The organism is Oceanobacillus timonensis (genome assembly GCF_900166635.1).
GTDB lineage: Bacteria > Bacillota > Bacilli > Bacillales > Amphibacillaceae > Oceanobacillus > Oceanobacillus timonensis.
In genome coordinates this window covers 3,878,712-3,899,244 of record NZ_LT800497.1, presented here as the reverse complement: position 1 = coordinate 3,899,244, position 20,533 = coordinate 3,878,712, and the positions used below count along the sequence as shown (strand labels likewise).

General features: G+C 35.6%; 18 protein-coding genes. 7 read left to right on the top strand and 11 right to left on the bottom strand.

Annotated features, from left to right (window positions below; genetic code table 11):
- Positions 1-79 precede the first annotated feature (79 nt).
- The 4 genes from iolB to B7E05_RS19210 all read right to left on the bottom strand — a co-directional run bounded on the left by iolB (position 80) and on the right by B7E05_RS19210 (position 3,738).
- Complete coding sequence (gene iolB, locus B7E05_RS19225) at positions 80-898, bottom strand: 5-deoxy-glucuronate isomerase (protein ID WP_080875719.1); 819 nt, start codon at positions 896-898, stop codon at positions 80-82.
- Between the two features lie 94 nt (positions 899-992).
- The gene (locus B7E05_RS19220; RefSeq protein WP_080875718.1) at positions 993-2,450 is read right to left on the bottom strand and encodes a CoA-acylating methylmalonate-semialdehyde dehydrogenase; all 1,458 of its coding nucleotides are present in this window, start codon (positions 2,448-2,450) and stop codon (positions 993-995) included.
- Between the two features lie 83 nt (positions 2,451-2,533).
- On the bottom strand, positions 2,534-2,923 hold the full coding sequence (locus tag B7E05_RS19215) for a tautomerase family protein (RefSeq protein WP_080875717.1): 390 nt from the start codon (positions 2,921-2,923) through the stop codon (positions 2,534-2,536).
- Between the two features lie 2 nt (positions 2,924-2,925).
- Positions 2,926-3,738, bottom strand: a complete 813-nt coding sequence (locus tag B7E05_RS19210; protein ID WP_245833178.1) for a DeoR/GlpR family DNA-binding transcription regulator — start codon at positions 3,736-3,738, stop codon at positions 2,926-2,928.
- A gap of 593 nt (positions 3,739-4,331) precedes the next feature.
- Here B7E05_RS19210 and B7E05_RS21965 point away from each other — a divergent pair.
- Positions 4,332-4,520 (top strand): hypothetical protein, encoded by a 189-nt coding sequence (locus tag B7E05_RS21965; RefSeq protein ID WP_143833262.1) that lies wholly within the window; start codon positions 4,332-4,334, stop codon positions 4,518-4,520.
- A 241-nt stretch (positions 4,521-4,761) separates the two neighbouring features.
- Here the strand turns inward: B7E05_RS21965 and B7E05_RS19200 are convergent, their stop codons facing one another.
- Positions 4,762-5,211 (bottom strand): helix-turn-helix transcriptional regulator, encoded by a 450-nt coding sequence (locus tag B7E05_RS19200; RefSeq protein WP_080875715.1) that lies wholly within the window; start codon positions 5,209-5,211, stop codon positions 4,762-4,764.
- A gap of 77 nt (positions 5,212-5,288) precedes the next feature.
- The gene (locus tag B7E05_RS19195) at positions 5,289-5,609 is read right to left on the bottom strand and encodes a cupin domain-containing protein (protein WP_080875714.1); all 321 of its coding nucleotides are present in this window, start codon (positions 5,607-5,609) and stop codon (positions 5,289-5,291) included.
- Between the two features lie 39 nt (positions 5,610-5,648).
- Between B7E05_RS19195 and B7E05_RS21960 the strand changes: the two genes are divergently transcribed.
- Positions 5,649-5,792, top strand: a complete 144-nt coding sequence (locus B7E05_RS21960; protein ID WP_143833261.1) for an MFS transporter — start codon at positions 5,649-5,651, stop codon at positions 5,790-5,792.
- A 71-nt stretch (positions 5,793-5,863) separates the two neighbouring features.
- Here B7E05_RS21960 and B7E05_RS19190 read toward each other — a convergent pair whose 3' ends face one another.
- Both B7E05_RS19190 and B7E05_RS19185 read right to left on the bottom strand, forming a co-directional pair.
- Positions 5,864-7,456, bottom strand: coding sequence for a solute:sodium symporter family transporter (locus B7E05_RS19190; protein ID WP_080875713.1), 1,593 nt, complete (start codon positions 7,454-7,456; stop codon positions 5,864-5,866).
- A 34-nt stretch (positions 7,457-7,490) separates the two neighbouring features.
- A complete protein-coding gene (locus tag B7E05_RS19185) occupies positions 7,491-8,510 on the bottom strand; it encodes a Gfo/Idh/MocA family oxidoreductase (RefSeq protein ID WP_080875712.1) in 1,020 nt (339 codons plus the stop codon).
- Between the two features lie 927 nt (positions 8,511-9,437).
- On the opposite strand from B7E05_RS19185, the gene B7E05_RS19180 reads away from it, so the two are divergent.
- The 4 genes from B7E05_RS19180 (at position 9,438) to B7E05_RS19165 (ending at position 16,764) form a co-directional block, all read left to right on the top strand.
- Positions 9,438-10,451, top strand: coding sequence for a LacI family DNA-binding transcriptional regulator (locus B7E05_RS19180; RefSeq protein ID WP_080875711.1), 1,014 nt, complete (start codon positions 9,438-9,440; stop codon positions 10,449-10,451).
- Between the two features lie 146 nt (positions 10,452-10,597).
- Complete coding sequence (locus B7E05_RS19175) at positions 10,598-12,934, top strand: FAD-dependent oxidoreductase (RefSeq protein ID WP_245833176.1); 2,337 nt, start codon at positions 10,598-10,600, stop codon at positions 12,932-12,934.
- Between the two features lie 531 nt (positions 12,935-13,465).
- Positions 13,466-14,809 carry an FAD-dependent oxidoreductase gene (locus B7E05_RS19170; RefSeq protein WP_080875709.1) on the top strand — a complete coding sequence of 448 codons (1,344 nt, stop codon included), beginning with the start codon at positions 13,466-13,468 and terminating at the stop codon, positions 14,807-14,809.
- Between the two features lie 515 nt (positions 14,810-15,324).
- Positions 15,325-16,764 (top strand): sugar porter family MFS transporter, encoded by a 1,440-nt coding sequence (locus B7E05_RS19165; RefSeq protein ID WP_080875708.1) that lies wholly within the window; start codon positions 15,325-15,327, stop codon positions 16,762-16,764.
- Positions 16,765-17,604: 840 nt separating this feature from the next.
- Here B7E05_RS19165 and B7E05_RS19160 read toward each other — a convergent pair.
- The 3 genes from B7E05_RS19160 to B7E05_RS19150 form a co-directional block, all read right to left on the bottom strand.
- The gene (locus tag B7E05_RS19160; RefSeq protein WP_080875707.1) at positions 17,605-17,913 is read right to left on the bottom strand and encodes a PTS sugar transporter subunit IIA; all 309 of its coding nucleotides are present in this window, start codon (positions 17,911-17,913) and stop codon (positions 17,605-17,607) included.
- A gap of 3 nt (positions 17,914-17,916) precedes the next feature.
- A complete protein-coding gene (locus tag B7E05_RS19155) occupies positions 17,917-18,213 on the bottom strand; it encodes a PTS sugar transporter subunit IIB (protein ID WP_179134587.1) in 297 nt (98 codons plus the stop codon).
- 180 nt (positions 18,214-18,393) lie between these two features.
- Entirely contained in the window at positions 18,394-19,149 is a 756-nt protein-coding gene (locus B7E05_RS19150; RefSeq protein WP_080875705.1) for a DeoR/GlpR family DNA-binding transcription regulator, read from the bottom strand.
- Between the two features lie 383 nt (positions 19,150-19,532).
- On the opposite strand from B7E05_RS19150, the gene B7E05_RS19145 reads away from it, so the two are divergent.
- On the top strand, positions 19,533-20,528 hold the full coding sequence (locus B7E05_RS19145; RefSeq protein ID WP_080875704.1) for a Gfo/Idh/MocA family protein: 996 nt from the start codon (positions 19,533-19,535) through the stop codon (positions 20,526-20,528).
- The last annotated feature ends 5 nt before the right edge of the window (positions 20,529-20,533 follow it).

Sequence of the window (20,533 nt, the reverse complement as noted above, 5' to 3'; positions counted from 1 at the left end):
TTTCTTCATGTTTATTGGGGGGGACCGTCCTCATCTCGTTCTATGAAAATAGAATGAAAAGGGGACGATTCAACACCTGCTATTCTCTATCAAGAATCCATTCATGATCTTTGTCATTATGAAATTTCCAAATGCGTTCTGGTCCGGCCATAACGTTTAAATAGTATTCAGAATAGCCGTCCGGTACACCAACAGGATGGTAACCTTTTGGAACAAGCACAACATTTCCATTTTCGACTGTCATGGTTTCATCTAAAGAACGATCCTCTGTATACACGCGTTGGAATACAAATCCTTGTGGTGGGTCCATTTCATGATAATAGCTTTCTTCTAAGAAAGACTCTTCTGGTAGATTGTTCTGGTCATGCTTATGTGGAGGATAACTTGACCAGTTTGCTGTCTCTGTAAACACTTCTACAACCAATAAGCTGTTTGCAGAGGGATCGGAGTCCGGTAAAATGTTGTGCACCTGACGCTTATTGTTATACTTGCCACGATGCTCCACGCCATTATCCGCTGCTTTAATCAGTTTGGTTGGCAACTCTTTATCGGAGGGAGCAAAGCATAGTGCTACACGAGATTTTGTATTCGCTGTAATCGTAACGGTTTTATTGTGAGATACATAGACACTGTCTGTTGGTTTGCGTTCAAACACACTGTCTCGCGTACCAATGTCAGAGAAATTTTGGTACCCATCTGTTACAGTAATTTTGCCTGTTAATGCCACAACACATAATTCTAAATTTGTCAGCTTTTCATCATAACTGGCATTTGGTTCCAAATCAACTACTTTAAAACCGACATAATGAAGGTCGGAGTTTTCTTCTGTTACTTCATGAACAAGTGTTACACCGTCTGCCAGTTTATTATTTTGGGGTTTTCTTAGTAAATGACTCATAATGAACTCCTTTCTATTTTGGAAGGAGACTGGCGCTGGAATTAAACGCGCAATCTCCTTTTTTATTTAAAACGAGTAATCTAACATCATATAATTATGAAAAATCAGGTTCTGGGTAACGAGCTGTTACTACTTTTTTACGAGTATAGAAATCGACACTATCTTTTCCGTTAGCATGCAATGTACCATAGAAAGAAGATTTCCACCCAGAGAATGGGAAAAATGCCATAGGAGCTGGTACGCCTAAGTTAATTCCTAACATACCTGCATCAATATTCTCACGGAAGTAGCGTACTGATAATGCACTAGTAGTGAATAAGCAAGCGCCATTAGCGAACTCAGACTGGTTAGCGACTTCAACAGCTTCTTTCAAGTTTTTAACACGTACAATAGATAATACGGGAGCGAAAATTTCATCTTGCCAGATGGTCATATCTTGAGATACGCCGTCAAAAATAGTTGGACCGACAAAGTAACCTTCCTCTGGCTGCTCATCACGACCGTCACGAACTAATGTAGCACCTTCTTCAATTCCTTTTTCGATATAACCAAGAGTACGTTGTTTAGCATCGTCACGGATAACTGGTCCTAAGAAGACGCCATCGTCCAAGCCGTTACCCATTTTAATGTTGTCTGATGCTTCTTTTAATTTAGCGATAAATTCATCAGCAACGGAATCTTCCACCGTTACAACTGCACAAGCCATACAACGTTCTCCAGCTGAACCAAATGCTGCACTAATCACTTCTTTAGTTGCTAAATCTAAGTCAGCATCTGCCAGTACCGTAGAGTGGTTTTTCGCTCCAGTTAATGCTTGAACGCGTTTTAAGTTCTCGCTTCCGCGTTTGTAAACATATTCTCCAACCGGCTTAGAACCTACGAAAGATACTGCTTTTACAGAAGGGTGATCTAGAATGCCATTTACCACGTCATGCGCACCGTTGACAATGCTGAATACACCTTTCGGAAGTCCAGCTTCATCCAGTAATTCTGCAAGTCTAGCTGCAAGAATCGGTGTTTTTTCAGATGGTTTTAAGATAAAGGAGTTACCTAAAGCAATTGCCATTGGAAACATCCAGCAAGGAACCATCATTGGGAAGTTAAATGGAGCAATCCCGCCGACAACGCCTACCGGATAACGATAGTTTGTTGCTTCTACATCGGTTGCAATCGTTGCAAGGGAATCTCCCATCATTAATGTCGGTGCACCAGCAGCGAATTCTACGTTTTCAATACCGCGACCAACTTCGCCTAATGCTTCGCCAACGCTTTTTCCGTTTTCCTGCGTAATTAATTTTGCTAATTCTTCTTTATGCTCTTCTAATAGATTTTGATATTTAAATAGAATACGAGCGCGTTTTGCTACAGATACTTTTTTCCATTTATCTTGAGCTGCCTGTGCTGCTTTTACAGCATCTTCAAAGTCTTCCGGAGTAGAAATTGGTACTTGTGCTAGTGATTCTTTTGTAGCTGGATTATAAACATCTTCATATTTATCCGTTTTACTTTCAACCCATTCCCCATTGATAAAGTTTTTCAGCTTGTTAGACATAGGATATGTCCTCCCTTAATTGTAATAGAATTTTTTATTTTATTCTCTAAATTTTAGAGAAATAGATAACGTGTTTAAAAATACTATAGTTCTCCGTTTAAAAATTGAGCTTTACCATACCCAAAGCTCCATTCTCCGGCGCCATTTGTGACAAAGGTTATCATGACATCCTTTGGCTCAATCTGACATTGCTGCTCTAATCTTTCTGTTAAAAGATGATAAAAGTCTTTTTTCATCTTATCCGTCCGCTGTGTGCTGATAACGGTAAAAAGGATGACGTTATCGCTTCTTTCAAAGCCGAGACCGGTATCCTTCATAATCATTTCAAAGGGTTCATGCTGTGTCACGACTTGATAACGATCACCATCAGGAACATGAAACGCTTCCAAAACAACTTGATGCGCTACATCCAAAATTTGTTTGATTTCCTCCGGTCCTCGACCTTTGATTAAATCAACTTTGATTAGGGGCATCTCTACACTCCTTCGTTTTGATTTGCGATAACAAGATTGACATTATAATTCTTACAATAATCGATATACGTTTGACCAGGAGACTGATCTGTAATCAGATAATCTAGCTGGTTCAGATTGCAATACGTAGTTAAAGCAACTTTATCGAATTTTTGATGATCAACTAACAAAAACTTCTGTTCAATTTGTTCCGCTATATAAGATTTTAATTCACCTTCTATAGGAATTGAACTCGTTACACCATTTTTGATAGAAATAGCAGTAGCAGCTAAAAATGCTTTGTTTATATTGTAATTCTTTAGAATTTCCTGCGCTTGAATCGTGGTAAAGGACTGCGTTCTTCGATTAAGCGCGCCTCCCAGGCTATAAACAGCGAGATTTTCATAAGGCATGGTTCTCAGGATAAAGTCAATATTATTGGTTACAATCGTAATTTGCTTGTCCTGAATATATTCAATGAGCTCTAATACGGTGGTTCCCGTATCGATGAAGATAATATCGCCATCTTGAATATAGTTGGCAGCCTGTTCCGCAATCCTTTGTTTACTAGATTGATTTTTTGTTTGTCTGTAAGTAAAGGAGGTTAAAGGCTTGGTGATATCTCCGTTGGACTGTTTTTCTTCAGTAGATTGATTAACAGCTGCTCCACCATGAACTTTCATAATGTCACCAGTCTTGCACAACTCTTGCACATCATTACGGATAGTATTTTTAGAAACTGCAAATTTATCAACGAGTTCATCATAAGAAGCTCTTTGTTTAAGCGTAATATATTCTTGTAATGCGGCGATACGCTTCGATTTGATGTTGATCACCTCTTTTCTTGAATCGAGTATAACACAATGACTCCAAAAAGTTAACAATAAATAACCAAAAGTTTATAATTATTTTGGGTATTTTGTTGTTCGGGTGATGTAATGGTGATTTTGGTTGTGTTTTCTTTTGGGGGGTTGGGTATTTTTAATATGTTTTTGGAAGTTAGTTTATTTTATTGATATTGTCGTATATTGAAAATAAGATATAAGAATGTTACAAATAACTTATTTATCACTAGCTGTGTTATTACAAAAAGAAAGCACCCAATTATACTCTCGACAATATGAATAGAGATGTATGATCGGTTTTAAAATGATTTGATACCATTACTTAATCAAATGATTATGTTTTATTTAACTGAAGATATTGTAGTGGGAGATGTATCGGTTCAGGTTGATATTAGCTTTTTTTATTTCGCAAGAATGTTTAAAAGCAGGATAAGTCTTTAGAAGAATGAGAGAAGGGGTGGAAAGGTGATAAAGTTGTTTGCAAGTTTTTATGATTGTTTTAGGAAAATTATTCTTAATTTGGAAAGGTGGGGAGGGTGTAAGACAATCTTCTTGTGAAGGTAATGTAAAGAATATAAAAGGTCATGACTAATCCAGTGGCAGTGACTTCTGAATTAAAGGAAGCTATTTATCATGTGCATGTAAAAGAAATACGTTTTGAAAAAGAACTAGTAGTTATAAATACCTTGCTGGATACTAGGCATGTTCTAGAAGTTGCTAATCGATTTTGGAACTTTGCGATTCCAGGGTATGGATATACGGAAGAATTCTGAAGAAACTTTATTATTTAGTAACACTCGATGTTTATGATGGTGTATTAAGCATTGAACATGAAGATTATACAATAGATGCTGAATTAGGTATTAAAAAACAATAGATCTGGTTAAAGGAAGATATCGTTTGAGTCAATGATAAATAGAAATGCCATAAAAATAATAATATTATTGTTTTATGGCATTTATTTGTAAGGGGGACTAGTGCTTCATTCAAATCTTACTTTTATTAAGGAGATATTCATCTATTCACATACCGATACTTTTTCCGATAAGCAGATGGAGTAACTCTATAAATCGATTTAAACGTATTGCTAAAATGAGCCGCAGAATTAAAATTGAGTTTGATACTGATTTCCTCTATACTTTCTTCTGACTCGGTCAACATTTTACTTGCCTCTCGCACCCTCACTTTTGTGAGATATTCTGTTGGTGATAGACCATAAGCTTTTTTAAAGATGGTACTGATATATGATCGGTGAAAATTCATATGCTGCGCTAATTCTTCCATTCGAATCGGTCTCAAGAAATGTTCATCTAAATATTTTAATGCTTTTGTTGCTAAATCAATTTCAGATGGAGTTAACTTGGCGACTTGAATTCCTTCGCTCTTCTCGAAATAAGAGGCCAATAGACTAATACATTCCAATATTCTGGCATGTAGATGCAAAATTTGAATGCCGGAATTCATCCCTTCAATATAAGCGTCCTGACTTAAATGATTCGATTTTTTTTGACTTTTGATATGGAAATCAATGATTAACTTGTTTAACCAATTAGTAAAAAAGGATGATCATCTATGGCTTGGTCTTTTTCAATTAATGGATTTTTAACTTGGTTAAATAACGAATAAATGCCAAATATATCAATATCGAAATGAAAACATAAATACTCCGATGATTCCAGTGCGATAGTTTTATGTTTTTTATATGCGCAAACGAGGATAGAACTGCCTCCAGTTAATTCGTATGATTGATCATCAATCCATTGCTGCAGATGACCAGATTTGCAGTAGATAAATTCAAAATAAGGATGTTCATGCCAATCGAAAGTCCATCCTTCTTCGACTAAATCTAGCTGTATGTCCATGACTTTTAATGAGCTATATAAAGAAGATAACTTAACGGAATGACTTTTACGATTTATGGAGTGCTCAGCGTGGTTGCCGTATTCTTTATCTGGAAGTTTGTACCGGAGACAAAAGGAAAGACGTTGGAAGAGTTAGAGAATATTTGGGTTGAGAAAAAGTCTGATAAAAAATCAGAGTTGTAGATAAAAAATAAGCAAAATATAAAAGAAAGCAAATGCCCTCAATAAAGAGGGAGATTTGCTTTCTTTATAATTTATCTAGCCAATACAAGTGGTGAAAAGACAACATAGGATGTTACAACAACCACTAGAATTAGAATACCAACCCATCTAACATGTTTCCAAGGAGTAATATCTACTTTGTTTTGATATTTGTCGAATTGGAAATCTTCCTGAGATGGTTTCCTTTGGCTATAGAAATATAGAATAGCTAAATCTACTAGAAACAGGACACTCCAAACATATAGATAATGAACATCTGGAATAACTAACTTAGACAGTGCATACACAATAATATGAAAGATTAATGTAATTTTCGCACCAGCAGCTGAGGTCTTTTTAGAATAGAAGCCTACTAGGATAATTGCTAAAAGCGGCATACTATACAATCCATTAAACTCTTGTATAACTGCATATAATCCTTGCGGGAATAAAGAGATTAACGGTGCAACAAGAACAACAATAGCACCAATGACAATCGTTAAAACTCTTCCTGCCTTTGCAATTTGACGGTTGGTTGCTTGCTTATTGATAACCGGTTTATAAAAGTCTAAGCTGAATAAAGTAACGGTGGCACTTAATGATCCGACAAAAGAACTCATAATTGCTCCAAATACTACTGCTCCAAACAGACCTGAAGCCCAGTTAGGTAATACTTCTGCTACTAATGCAGGGTAAGCAAGGTCCATTTGCATACCATCACCAAACATATTGTATGCGATAACTCCTGGAATAACTAAGAAAAACATGCCGGAAATTTTAAAGACCCCAACAATCATGGCACCTTTTTGTGCTTCTTTTAAGTTTTTTGCAGCTAAAGCTTTTTGTACAATCATTTGGTTTGTACACCAGAAATACAAGTTATTGAATAACATTCCTAAAAATAATGTGGGCCACGGTACAATTTGCGAGTCTAGTGCCCCCCAAGCATTTAATTTTTCTGGATGACTTGTTAAAAAGTTATCCAAACCAGCGAAAAAGCTATTCTCTCCGAGTGCAATCAAACCTAACACTGTAATTGTCAATCCGCCAAGAAGTAAACCAATACCGTATAGCGAATCACTATGAGCAATAAGTGAGAGTCCTCCAACAAACAAATAGGTTACACCAACTAAACCAATAACTGTTGAGATGATAATTACAGCTGTTATTCTGCTGACACCTAAATATTGCTCAATTCCAAATAAATCATTAAAAATCAGTGCTCCAGAGTATAGAACTACTGGCATAAAACTGACAATGTAAGTAAATATAAACAAAATAGATACAATTCTTTTAGTGAATGTATCGTACCTTATTTCAATAAAATCAGAAATAGTATTGATACCATACTTGAAATATTTAGGCAAAAAAACCCAACCTAGCATAACGATTGCAACGGCAGCAGTTACTTCCCAAGCCATTACTTCCATGCCAGCTACATAAGCTTGACCATTTTGCCCTACTAGTTGCTCTGTTGATAGGTTAGTCATAATAATCGTCATACCAACTGTTGTTCCAATAAGGGAACGCCCACCTAAAAAGTACCCCTCTGAATCTTTTTTATCTATCTTTCTAGTACGATAATAAGCATAGAAATAGATTAACACCAGTACCATAACAAAACTGATAATGCTAAATAAATTCAACGTATTCTCCTCCCTAGATTGTGTGCTTTAATCATTAATATTGAATATCAACTAGCTTATTTTCATCAAATGATTCTTGGCATGCTAACGCTACTTCGGTACCACGTAAACCATCAACAGCAGTCACTTCCGGTTGTTGATTTTCACGAATGCAGTGGACAAAGTTTTTCAATTCATTTATATAAGCTCCTGCAAATCGTTCAGGAAAATGTTGAGAAGACGGGCGTACTGCCCCATGTTCATTAAATACAGCTACTTTATTTTTTTCAGGAGATGCAGCAATTCTTAGCATTCCATTCGTTCCGATAATTTCTGTTTCTACGTGGTAACCATGTGAAGCTGTGCGTCCAGCAACTAGCAAAGCGGTTACATTATTGTCCAATTTCATGGTAACTGTGCCTAATTCCAGTTCATTCAGTTCATCCAATTCCGGTGCAGCTTTATTTGTTCCAGTTGCCCAAACAGTTGAAACCTCAGATTTTGTCAACCACCTGATAACATCAATATCATGGACACTCATATCAAGGAACAAACCACCGCTTGGACTCTGCCTAGCAAAGTTGACAAAGCTGTCTAACCCCTGGATTGGGTCAATACTGTAGGAACGAATCAACGAAATCTCTCCAATTTGTCCGCTATCTATCATTTCTTTCGCATATAAATAATCATCATCAAATCTTCTCATAAATCCTAAATGAAAAATGTTGTCACTCTTCTCAATTTCGTCTATCATTTGTTTGATATCTTCTACTTCTAAACCAATTGGCTTTTCACAAAAAATATGCAAGTTCTTCTTCAGCGCTAAACGAATGTGCTCTGTATGGAATCCGGATGGTGTAACGATACAAACAGCATCCAATTCCGTCTGTTCCAACATCTCCTCATAATTTGTGTAAACATTTGGTACCTTATATTTTTCCTTTACCTGGTTATTTACTTCCTCATCTAAATTAGAAACCGCTGTCAATTCGACTCCTTTTAGATTATAGATATTTTCTGCATGAATCAGGCCTAGTCTACCTAAACCTGCAACACCAATTTTAAGCGTTTTCATTTAAAATTCTCCTTTGTTAAATTTATAGATATGTTCACTATCTTTGTTTCTATGTTATATACTATTATAAAAATTAATATTTAGTCAAGTTTTTATTAATTTATGATTAATTTATTGTTAACTTTTGTAAAGAATTTGATTGATATCTTCTGTATGGTTAAATTCGCTGTTCATTTCTTTTTATACAAAAAATCCTGCAATAGGTTTACACCAATTACAGGAAGTATTTTCTATTATTTATTTTATTATTTATTCTTTAAATGAAGTTCCGCTAACTCTTGCACCATATGTCTATGTCAAAAAGATCTAAGTGAATAAAAGAGTATTGAAAAATAAAATCTAGTATGTTATAGTTCTTGGAAACGTTTCCGAAAATGATGTTGAAAGGAGGAAAAGGGAAGGAAAATAATAAAATCTATCGCAAAAAGAACTTTGATTATCTTTGCCAAGAGTATCTAGACTACTTAATGATAAGTGAAATATACCTTCTAGAGAAGTTGGGCAACAGCAGCAAATACGATTTATTAGCAAGTTTTCTGCTATATTTTTAAATTTGATTTGAAAATTATTAAAAAATACGCTTTGTGAATATTTCAAGTAAAAGAGATTATTGAAAAAATAATCTTTATCTTATAGTTTTTCCGGAAACGTTTCCGAAAGATATATGAGAAGGAGGATAAATGAAAATAATAAACGATACCGCAAAAGAATTTGGATTATCTGTATTAATAGTATCTAGAATCGCTTAATGATAAGTGAAATATACCTCTAGTGAGTGGAACAAAGGCAGCAAATTTGATTTGAAAATTATTAAAAAATATGCTTTGTGAATAATTCAAGTAAAAATAAAAGATTATTGAAAAGATAATCTTTATCTTATAGTTTTTTTCGGAAACGTTTCCGAAAAATATATAAGGAGGAGGATAAATGAAAACAATTAAAGATATCGCAAAAGAGCTTGGATTATCCGTGTCAACAGTATCTAGGTCACTCAATGATAAACCAGACGTAAAAAAGGAAACAAGACAAAAAGTCTTAGAAGAAATGAAAAGGCTTAACTACACACCTAACGCTAATGCACGAAGTTTAATCCAAAAGAAATCTAATATGGTAGGGCTTATGCTATCTGATATTACAGATCCTTTCTTTTCGGAAGTAGCACTGGGAGTTGAAGAAATTTTATCAAAAAGTGGGTATCAACTAATTTACGGGAATACCTTTTTGGAAGTAAAAAAAGAAAAAGATTTTCTTAAAAGTTTATTAGAAAGAAAAATTGATGGAATTATAATGAAACCTAGTAACCTTAATGAGGAATTATTAAACACAATCAACCAATTAAAAATACCAATCGTCTTTTTAAGAAGTCTGAGTGAAAATGAACAAGAGCTTAATATATCTTCCATTGACGTAAACCATTATCAAGCAACATATAACGCAGTTGAATACCTTATCAAATTAGGTCATACCAATATTGGATTTATAGGAATGACGAAAGAATCAAGGGAAGAGGAAGATAGGTTTGAAGGATATTTAGATTGTTTGAAACATTATAATATCGACCTTTTAGACCAAAATATTACCATTCCTGGTTCCAAAATCTTGGATGGTAGATATGGTATGAAAACTCTCCTGGAAAAAAATCCGAATATTACAGCAGTTTTCGCTGCAAATGATCTTTTAGCTATTGGCGCTTTGGATTGGTTAAAGAAAAAAAACTATATCGTTCCAAATGACATATCTGTTATCGGTTTTGAGAACTTAGAGATTTCAAGGCTGCACATTATTAATTTAACAACGGTCGATTTGCCGAGAAAAGAAATGGGGAAACAAGCCGCAGAAATGTTACTGGATATGTTATCATCTGAAACTATTAATAAAAAGGAAGTTAAGTTAGATACTCAACTAATTGTCAGAAACTCAAGTGGTAAAAACCAAAAATGATTTTATGGAAGCAATCAACGCATCTATTAATGCAGTATTTATTATTTTCGTATTATTCCTTATTATTCAAAAGTACTTTAGAAAAGAGTTAGCAATTTGTCCAATAAAAGGATAATAAAAAACACAATTTTAATTTATGTAGAGGGGTGTTTGATTTGAAATCGGAAACTAAAACGTTTGATGTAGTTGTATGTGGTGGAGGTTTAGCTGGTATTTGCGCTGCTATTTCTTCAGCAAGAAATGGTGCAAATACAGTGATTGTTCAAGATCGTCCTGTTTTTGGAGGGAACAGTTCTTCAGAGATTAGAGTGACAACACATGGTTCCGCTGCCTTTCATTATTACGCAAGAGAAACGGGAGTAATTTCTGAACTATTAATAGAAGAAAGAGCTCGAAACCATGAGGAGATAAACGAAAATGGCTGGACCAATAGTGTGTGGGATATGACTATTTATGATATGGCAATGAGTACACCTAATTTAGAATTCTTTTTAAATACAACAGTTCAAGGCGTAAATAAAAAAGATGACCGTACAATAGATAGTGTTGTCTGTCATATCCTTAATGCCGAGGTCGAGCTAACTCTTAAGGGGAAGGTATTTATTGATTGCACAGGTGACGGCATTGTGGCTGACAGAGCTGGATGTGAATGGAGATTAGGAGAAGAAGCTCGTGAGGAGTTTAATGAACCACATGCACCTGAACAAGCGAGTAAAAATGTACTAGGAAGCTCTCTCCATTTTAAGGCAGTGGATATGGGAAAACCTGTCCCATTTAAAGCTCCTGACTGGATTAAACATTATGAAGATGCTAGTTTCTTCTATAATCAAGGAAGACCTTTAGAACATACTGGTCATAAGGAAAATGACCGGTATCGTGCTGGATATTGGTGGTTGGAAATTGGTGTACCATGGGATACTATTTATGAAAATGAAGATATTCGACATGAGTTAACCAGACACACGCTGGGTGTTTGGGACTGGATTAAAAATAAAGATCCTGAATTAAAAGAAGTAGCTAAAAATTATGCACTGGAATGGATTGGTCAGGTACCTGGTAAAAGAGAGAGCCGAAGAATCATGGGGAGATATTTAATGACAGAACATGATCCCCTTAATAAAAAAGTATTTGAAGACGAAGTTGCGTTTGGTGGCTGGAATGTTGATTTACACACTCCAGGTGGATTATTAGCACCTTCAAGTGAACCAGGTGCGATGGAAGGATATAAAGTAGATACTAAGTTCCAAAGAAAAACACTTTGTGGACCATATGGGATTCCTTTAAACATGATGATATCAAAGGATGTAAACAATTTAATGATGGCTGGTCGAAACGTAAGTGCCACACATGCAGCGCTAGGAACTGTTAGGGTGATGGGTACTACAGCCATCATGGGTCAAGGAGTCGGTACTGCAGCAGCACAATCCGTTAAACTCGGTGTACATCCACCTAAAGTAGCTGACAACCATATTGATATAGTCAAACAACAACTTCTTAGGGATGGTTGCTTTTTATTAAATACAAAAAATGAGGATGAAAATGATTTAGCTAGAAAAGCAAAAGTAACGGCAAGTAGTGAAGCAACTAGTGTTGGCGTCGGTCCTAATACACAGGGGGTTCACGAAGGACTAAGGTTTTGGAAGACACAACACCAAGGTGAAGAATCTGATCGTTTAAAAAAACGTAGAGGTCAATGGATAGCGACTGGTAATGATAAAGTTGACACTATATCCGTATGTTTGACAAATCATTCAAATGAAACAGAAAAATTGCAAGCGAAGGTATATTCTGTAGAGGATATATGGGATTATTCATTAAACGGTGTTGCGCAATTAGCTGAAACAACGTTAGAGTTGCCACCTGGAAACAATCAATGGATTTCATGGGATGTACAGCTAAATACTTCCAATGGTTTGCCTGTTGAGGGCTATATTCGACTAGATTTATTTGAAAATGAAAATGTGGAATGGCATAGGGCAGGTAAAATTGAACCTGGTCAAGTATGTTCCTTTGATATTGGCGAACGGATGAGAAGATATGATCATGGAATTACTATGAGTTATAAAGTTGAACCAGAGCAAAACTGTTACGAAGCAAAAAATGTGCTTAGCGGCTATACAAGACCATATCGTTCCACAAATTTATGGCGTTCAGATGAAAAAGCCCCTGAGGCACCTTGGATTGAATTATCATGGGACAATATAGAAGCTATTTCACAAATTGAAATCACATTTCCTGGTAACATCTTGCGTGAGTATCACTCCTACGAGTCGTTTTATCGTGATTCGCAATGTGCCAAAGACTACAGTATAAGTCTTTGGGTTGATGGAGAGTGGAGAGAAGTATTACGAGTGACTGATAACTATCAACGTCAACGCAAACATCAATTAAATCAAACAGTTAGCACCGATCGTCTAAGACTAACCATTCATGCAACTAATGGAGATCCTTCTGCAGCAGTCTATGAAATTAGATGTTACTAACCCTAGTAATAACGTAACTATTTAGATAGATTGGTATGAAGGCAATACATTCAGGGGGGCCAGTGGACTCCCTGAATGACAAATCAGAATCTGGTTACTTCTTTTTTCATAGGAAGTGGAGGATATCCTGAGATGACTAATATATGTCCTCCAAAATGCAATAGGATTGTTTCATGGTGAAGATTCTCCTGGTATCTTGATAAATTTTAGCTGAAGGGAGACCGTAAGCCAAATGTTTACCTGAGACAGCACATTAAATGAATACAGATTTGGAGAGTTCGTCTGAGATAGTACTGACGTCATTAATGTAATTCTATTTAAGTGATTTCATAAGTAAGAGTTTCTTAAGGGGTAAAATATTTCTAAAATTGCCAAATACAAAATTAGAAATAACATATTCTTAATCGCACAGATTGGAGCACTAACATTCAAGAAGATGTGAGGAAAGAAGCAAAAAGAATTAGTTTAAATTTGTAAAAAATATAAAATTTTATAAAAAGAAAAATTTTTAAAAATGGGAATGGTGTTTTAATGAAGGAAATAACAGAACCAGCTAAGCAAACCCCTGTTTTTGCAGAAGCAGATATATGTATTCTTGGAGGAGGCTGTACGGGGGTTTTTGCAGCCATACGTGCTGCTCGGCTTGGGGCAAAAGTTATTATTGTAGAAAAACAAAATTCATTTGGTGGTGTGGCCACTTCAGCTTTGGTGAATATTTGGCATAGCGTGTATAATACAACATTTGATAAACAAATCATAGCTGGACTCACGCAAGAAACAGTTGAACGTTTGAAGAGAAGAAATGCAGTTCGCACTGTTAAAAAGAACTATAACTCTGGATTTGTTTTAAATACGGAGGAACTCAAAATTGAATTGGATGAGATGGTGAAAGAAGAGAATGTGGGCCCTTTTTTGCATACATTTTACGTCGGACCCTATATGGAGCAGGATATGCTGAAAGGCGTAATCGTTGAAAATAAATCTGGGAGAGGGGTTATACTCGCTTCTATGTTCATAGATGCGACAGGTGATGGCGATTTGTGTCACGACCTGGAGATCCCGTATAAAGAATCAGAACATAAACAACCACCCACCACTAACGCCAAAATAAATGGGTGGTCTTCTATAGATGGGGTGGATATAAATGAATTGTTTTTAAAGCATGGAAAAGAATTTGGTTTTCCCGAGGGTTCTAACTGGGGTGAATATATACCAGGAGCAAAGGATCTTTATATGCTTTCCGGAACAAGGGTTTATAATGCAAATTGTGTAGATGGGCGTTCTCTAACGAATAGTGAAATAGAAGGTCGACGTCAAGTAAGGGCATATATGGACCTTATTCGAAAATATTGTTCAAATCAAAGTATTTCTTTGGCTTCTCTCCCTTCGAATATAGGAATACGAGAAACTCGTCATGTACAGTGTAAGTATCAGTTAAATGAAAATGATGTATTATATGGTAAACAATTTGATGACGCAATAGCGAATGGCAGCTATCGTATCGATATCCACCATGATAATAAACCAGGCATTACTTATCGTTATTTAAATGGAGAGGAAGTATACACACGCCCGGGTTATCCGGTAGAAGTCAGCCATTGGCGTGGTCCATTAGAAAAAGAACCAACTTATTATCAAATACCATACCGTTCACTTGTTCCAGAGAAATATCCCAATGTGTTAGTTGCAGGTAGAATACTGGATGTGGATTATAATGCCTACGCCGGGGTCCGAGTGATGGTGAACATGAATCAGACTGGTGAAGCCGCAGGAGTTGCGGCTTATCTCGCACTTCATTCTAATAGATCAGTGCAAAATATGGAGATATCAAAGTTACGAAAGGTTCTGGCACAAGGTGGTTCAATCATAATTTAATCAAAAGACGCTTGAAATTAATGGTGCGAATCCCTGATTATTTACTGAAATCTAGAATTGGAATGGTATACCACCTGTTTAAAAGCTACCTTAAAAATATGAAATACAAGGAACAAAATCCATTATATTTTGGAGACAAAGAGTGAGACATATGTCTATTATTTCGACTATATTGCGAAATGGAGGATTCCCAAAGCATTTATCAAGCAGGAATTATGAGGATTAAAGTGCTTTGTAGTGAACCATGAAGTCGTTTTCCACCCTCATGTCGAAAAAAGCCAGATTCTGTCTTCTGCTCATAGACTATAAAGACAGATAGATCAAACGAGAATTAGGATGATTTATGGATTATGATGAGATTCACATTACGCTTAAAAATACACCTTAGCATTGGATATTTAAAGGAATTCTGAGCCATACCTTATTTATCTTATATATATTTCTTGATGGCACTATATTAAAAATTTTATTCGATAAATGTAAGCGCTTCATATGTTTAAATAGGAGGGAAAAGTATGCAATATGTTCAAGCGAATGAAAATAATCGATATCTGCTTGCGATTGTAATGACCGTTGGCTTAGCTGGTCTGTTGTTTGGGTATGATACTGCTGTTATTTCAGGAGCGGAGCAGCATGTACAAAAGTATTTAATTAACAGTATTGGATTGGGGTCATTTGCCCATGGGTTCACTGTTTCTAGTGCACATATAGGTTGTATCATAGGCGGACTTATTTCAGGATTACTAGCCAATAAATTAGGACGTAAAAAAACGCTCATTCTGGCAGGATTCTTATTCTTTTTTTCGGCACTTGGCAGTGCATATCCTGAAATGTTCTTTTTTACAAAAGGGGATGCATCATTTTCTCTTTTAATTGCTTTCAATACTTACCGCATTATTGGAGGGATTGGGATTGGAATTGGTGCTGCGATTGCACCTATGTATATCAGTGAAATTTCACCTGAGCAAAGTCGCGGGAAGTATGTAGCTGTGTATACAATATCTATTGGAATTGGTCAACTGTCTGTATATACTGTAAATTTGCTGATTGCTTCTGCTCAAACGACTGCTTGGGTAAGTGATATTGGCTGGAGATATATGTTTGCTTCTGAAATGATACCTGCTTTATTATTTTTATCCTTGCTTTTCTTTGTACCTGAGACTCCTAGGTATCTCGTTTTTAACAACGAAATTCAAAAAGCAAGTTCAATTCTTGAAAGAGTGCACAATTCGAAGGAAAGGGCTAGCCAGATCATTTCAGAGATTAAAAAAACAATATTTAATAAAACATCACAAAAGGCACGTCTGTTTTCATACGGGGGATTAGTTATATTTGTCGGTGTCGCTGTTCATATTTTTCAGCCACTAATAGGAATTAATGTAATCATGTACTATGCTCCTCGTATTTTTGAAAGTATGGGAGTAGGACAGATTGCTTCTATGTTCCAGACAGTAATCGTTGGGATTGTCAACGTAATTTTCATGACACTTGCACTGAAATTTGTTGATAGCCTAGGTAGAAAACCATTACTTATGGTTGGATCAATTGGTTGCGCCATTAGTTTATTTTTGGTTGCAATACTTGGTTCTATGAATGTTTTTGGAATTATTACCTTGGTTAGCATCTTATTATACGTCGCTTGTTTCCAGTTAACATGGGGGGTAGTCACATGGATTGTTGTCTCAGAGGTCTTTCCTAATAAAATTCGAGGAAAAGCAGTTGCGCTTGCGTCAGTATTGCATTGGATAGCAAATTTAGCTGCATCATCCATGTTTCCTATGTTAAACGATGCATTCGGCCCGGCTTCTTTCACAATTTACGGCGGATTATGTGTATTGTCTGTCTTCTTTATATGGAAATTTTTGCCTGAAACAAAAGGTAAAAAATTGGAGGAGATAGAAGAAATATGGAGTAAACGTCCAGTTGAGAATCAACGTTTTCAAAATATAAAATGAGTTTTAATTTTCACCAAAAATTTCAGGGCATTGGTTCTGTGAACATGATGGATAGAACTATATAAAAAAACAATCATTAATTTTACAGAAAACGAAGAGAGGATGGAATGCTCAAATTCGCGAAGTCACCGAGGAGAAGAATGAATGTGATAAAGCCATGATTCGTAAAATTGAAATTATTGGAATATACAAAATAATATTTCTGTAACAAAAAGCAGCGGAAAAAATCCGTTGCTTTTTTATTATGACTTTAGATAATTGAGCCTTTATTTAGCAAAATATAAACCACCCGCTATGCGATTCAAAAGTGGAAATAAAGAATTAAACCTAAAACCCGTTTTCAAATTTCATGCTTAGCAATGAAGAAATTATTTATATCTATGAGAAGGGCTGGATATTGAAGTCTTTTTAAAGACAATTAAATCACTTTTAAGTCTACAAATAGAGTTCAAAACCATTTTTATGATACCTTTATCAGCCTATCACGATTATATTCACAAAATATACCGTGCTTTTTTGGTCAAAATCGTTGTCACATGGGTAATTGAACGTTGGATGGATTATTTTAAGAAATAGATGAACTTGATTAGGTTGATACTTTGTAGTAGTTAATCAAATTTTCAGATAATACGATTCAATTTACCGATAAAGTAGTCTTAAAATTAATCAAAAATCAAGTACAGCAACGAGTGGCTAGTCTATCTAACTATATCAAGGGGTACATGTTTATTCCAGCGTGTGAAAATTGAGTGATTAATATTAGTATTGTTCGATTTGCTATAAGTCTTTTTATAAAAAATCCTGCAATAGGTATACACCGATTACAGGAGATTTTTTCTACTATTTATTTTTCAAATGAAGTTCCGCTAACTCTTGCGCCATATCACAAATCATTTGAGCGTTTGTCACATGATCCATCGCATGGATGACATAAATATTAATATCTGTTTGCTGTTCACGACTGTTTAATTGCAAAAGCTCTGTCTGTTTTTTATGAGCAGTTATCAAGTGCTTTTTAGCATCAGCTATTCCTGCTTCATAACCGTGCACATCTTGTGCTTTTGCAAGACCTAATGCCTGATAGGCTAACGTTTTGGCTTGAGAAGCTTCTGTAATCAAAGGCATAAATACTTCTACATCGATTGCCATTATTTACGCCTCGCTTATTTGTTCAAAAATACTGTAAACATTCATGGCGTTATAATCTTTTACCGAAATTTTAGCGACTTTTGCATTCGTTGATGCTTCATATTTCTCAGCACTGCGGTGAATTTGTGGTCCCAATAATACAACATCTATATCATGTTCTTTAATGTAATCCAATCCTTCTTCCAGACTTTTCGATTGAATATCGATATCTTGTTCTTTTTCTTGGGCTAGATCATTTAATTTTTTTACTAATAAACTTGTTGTTATTCCTGCTTCACATACTACAATCACTTTTTCCATCCTTACACCTCTTTTTTTGTTATATTTGTTACACTGCTTCATGCAATTGAAAATATAAAAAAGAAACTTCTTGATGTTTGTGCACTTTTTCACAGTGCGAAGCTTTACCTTATATTAAAGAGTTTACCCTAAAAATGCAAATCTTCTGCATAAAATCATTTGATGCGCATTCTTTTAAAATTACTTTGGAAAAACCACTTCATATTGGTTCTGTTTACTATGTGTGATATACGCTTGCGGAGGTTCTTGATCCGTTATCAAATAATCAATGTCATCAAAATCACAGTAGGTTGTCAATGCATACTTATCGAATTTTGTATGATCGACGAGAATAAACACTTGTTCACTTTTTCTAATCACTTTTGCTTTTACTTGTGTTTCCAATGGAGAGGAATTGGTTATCCCTTTATCCAGTGAGATACCTGTTGAAGCCATAAAAGCTTTATTAAAGTTATATTTTTGAATAACTTCTGCGCTCTCTGTGCCGACATAAGATCTGGTAGAACGTTCGAAAACACCACCAGTTGAATAAATATTTAAATTCGGATAAGCACTGGCATCTAACGTAAAATCCAGATTATTGGTGACGATGGTAACATTTTTATACTTGATAAAGTCTAGCAGCTCTACTGTAGTGGTTCCTGAATCAATAAAAATAATATCTCCATCCTCAATATATTCCGCTGCTAATTTTGCAAGCTTCTGTTTTTCATGGAATTGCTTGACTTTCCTATCTTGATAAGGAACGGTTAAAGGCTGAGAAATAGATACTCCGCCGTAGACCTTTACCATTTTATCATTATCAACTAGTTCTTGAATATCGCGGCGAATTGTATTTTTGGATACATTAAATCGCTCAACTAGTTCATCAAGCGATACAGATTCTTTTTCTTTTACGTATTCCAATATCGCATTTACTCGTTGTGCTTTCATCATAAATAAGCGCCCCCTTAAAAAATATTGCTATATCATGTACTAACTGGAATAATTACTTATATCATGTAAACAATTTCTTTATTCTTTTATTAAGTTCCATCATCACTTCATTGCTTTATTTTAGCGTTATTTATTCCTATTCTACAGTATCTCATACAAGTGTGCCATGGATGATCTAAATGAAACGGTTTAACATGATTATTTCAAATATCGTTTTATTTTCAGAAAATAGGTTCCTATTTGATTGTCAGCTGTCTGTTTAGGAAATAGTCAACAAATATGAAAAAGTGGCTTACAGAACACCATTTTGTAACCCTTTTCATTCTGTTAATCTAACGTTAATATAGAAAAAATGAAATCAATGAAGAAGGAGATGGACAAATATGAATACGGTTAAATGGGGAGTCCTGAGTGGTGCTGAAATAGCAGTAAAGCAAGTAATACCTGCTATTTTAAAAGCGCCCAACGCTGAGGTAGCTGCTGTTGCCAGCGAAAGTGGAAAAGAAGCGAAAGTAAAGGAACAGTTTCATGTTCCCAAAGCTTATTCATCTTATATGGATCTGTTAAATGATTCCGAAATTGATGCTGTGTATATTCCTTTGCCAAATGGATTACATGCGAAATGGGTACAAGAGGCTGCCAAGCATAAAAAACATGTACTCTGTGAAAAGCCAGCGTCCCTGACCTATCAAGAAGCGGTTGAAATGATACAAGTTTGCCAAGAAAATAATGTTATCTTTATGGAATCCTTTATGTATCAATTTCATCCGCAGCACAATAGAGTAAAAGAATTAATTCAATCTGGAGAGATTGGTGAAGTAAAACATATGAATACGGGTCTTTCCTTTGTTTTACATAGCTTGGAGGGAAATATTCGTGCCGATCGCAGTTTGGGCGGCGGCAGTTTATATGATCTAGGCTGCTATCAAATCCATGCGATTCGTATGATTCTCGGGGAGGAACCTGTTCGTGTTTTTGGTATGGAACAGTTATATGATTCGTATGATGTGGACCAGGCTGCTGCTGTCACAATGGAGATGGAAAGCGGGTTGCTTACTTCTTTTAATTGCAGTATGAATATGGCTGGACGTCAAACCTATGAAGTAGTCGGAACCAATGGGAAAGTAACGGTTTCAAAGGCGTATGTGCCGCATGAGGATGGAATTGGTAAAATAATCATTGATCGGGAAGACGGGCATCACAGAGAAGAAATACTGGAAGGTTATTTTTATGACATTGGGATAGAGCATCTATCCGCTTGTATCCTCGAAGGCAAAGAACCTGTCAATACGGCGGAAAATACAATACGAAACATGCGTGTACTGGAAGCTTGCCTTACTTCGATGCAGGAAAAGCAGCCAGTTGATATAACAAAATAATCATT

What these genes read in the sequence shown, in the direction of transcription:
- B7E05_RS19160 (WP_080875707.1), bottom strand. Translation starts at nt 17,913, where the DNA reads ATGGCAATCGATGTAGAAGTATTTATGCCTTTGATTACAGAAGCTTCT.
- B7E05_RS19195 (WP_080875714.1), bottom strand. Translation starts at nt 5,609, where the DNA reads ATGGACATACAGCTAGATTTAGTCGAAGAAGGATGGACTTTCGATTGG.
- B7E05_RS19220 (WP_080875718.1), bottom strand. Translation starts at nt 2,450, where the DNA reads ATGTCTAACAAGCTGAAAAACTTTATCAATGGGGAATGGGTTGAAAGT.
- B7E05_RS19180 (WP_080875711.1), top strand. Translation starts at nt 9,438, where the DNA reads ATGAAAACAATTAAAGATATCGCAAAAGAGCTTGGATTATCCGTGTCA.
- iolB (WP_080875719.1), bottom strand. Translation starts at nt 898, where the DNA reads ATGAGTCATTTACTAAGAAAACCCCAAAATAATAAACTGGCAGACGGT.
- B7E05_RS19165 (WP_080875708.1), top strand. Translation starts at nt 15,325, where the DNA reads ATGCAATATGTTCAAGCGAATGAAAATAATCGATATCTGCTTGCGATT.
- B7E05_RS19170 (WP_080875709.1), top strand. Translation starts at nt 13,466, where the DNA reads ATGAAGGAAATAACAGAACCAGCTAAGCAAACCCCTGTTTTTGCAGAA.
- B7E05_RS19155 (WP_179134587.1), bottom strand. Translation starts at nt 18,213, where the DNA reads ATGGAAAAAGTGATTGTAGTATGTGAAGCAGGAATAACAACAAGTTTA.
- B7E05_RS19145 (WP_080875704.1), top strand. Translation starts at nt 19,533, where the DNA reads ATGAATACGGTTAAATGGGGAGTCCTGAGTGGTGCTGAAATAGCAGTA.
- B7E05_RS21965 (WP_143833262.1), top strand. Translation starts at nt 4,332, where the DNA reads ATGACTAATCCAGTGGCAGTGACTTCTGAATTAAAGGAAGCTATTTAT.
- B7E05_RS19200 (WP_080875715.1), bottom strand. Translation starts at nt 5,211, where the DNA reads ATGAATTCCGGCATTCAAATTTTGCATCTACATGCCAGAATATTGGAA.
- B7E05_RS21960 (WP_143833261.1), top strand. Translation starts at nt 5,649, where the DNA reads ATGACTTTTACGATTTATGGAGTGCTCAGCGTGGTTGCCGTATTCTTT.
- B7E05_RS19185 (WP_080875712.1), bottom strand. Translation starts at nt 8,510, where the DNA reads ATGAAAACGCTTAAAATTGGTGTTGCAGGTTTAGGTAGACTAGGCCTG.
- B7E05_RS19150 (WP_080875705.1), bottom strand. Translation starts at nt 19,149, where the DNA reads ATGATGAAAGCACAACGAGTAAATGCGATATTGGAATACGTAAAAGAA.
- B7E05_RS19215 (WP_080875717.1), bottom strand. Translation starts at nt 2,923, where the DNA reads ATGCCCCTAATCAAAGTTGATTTAATCAAAGGTCGAGGACCGGAGGAA.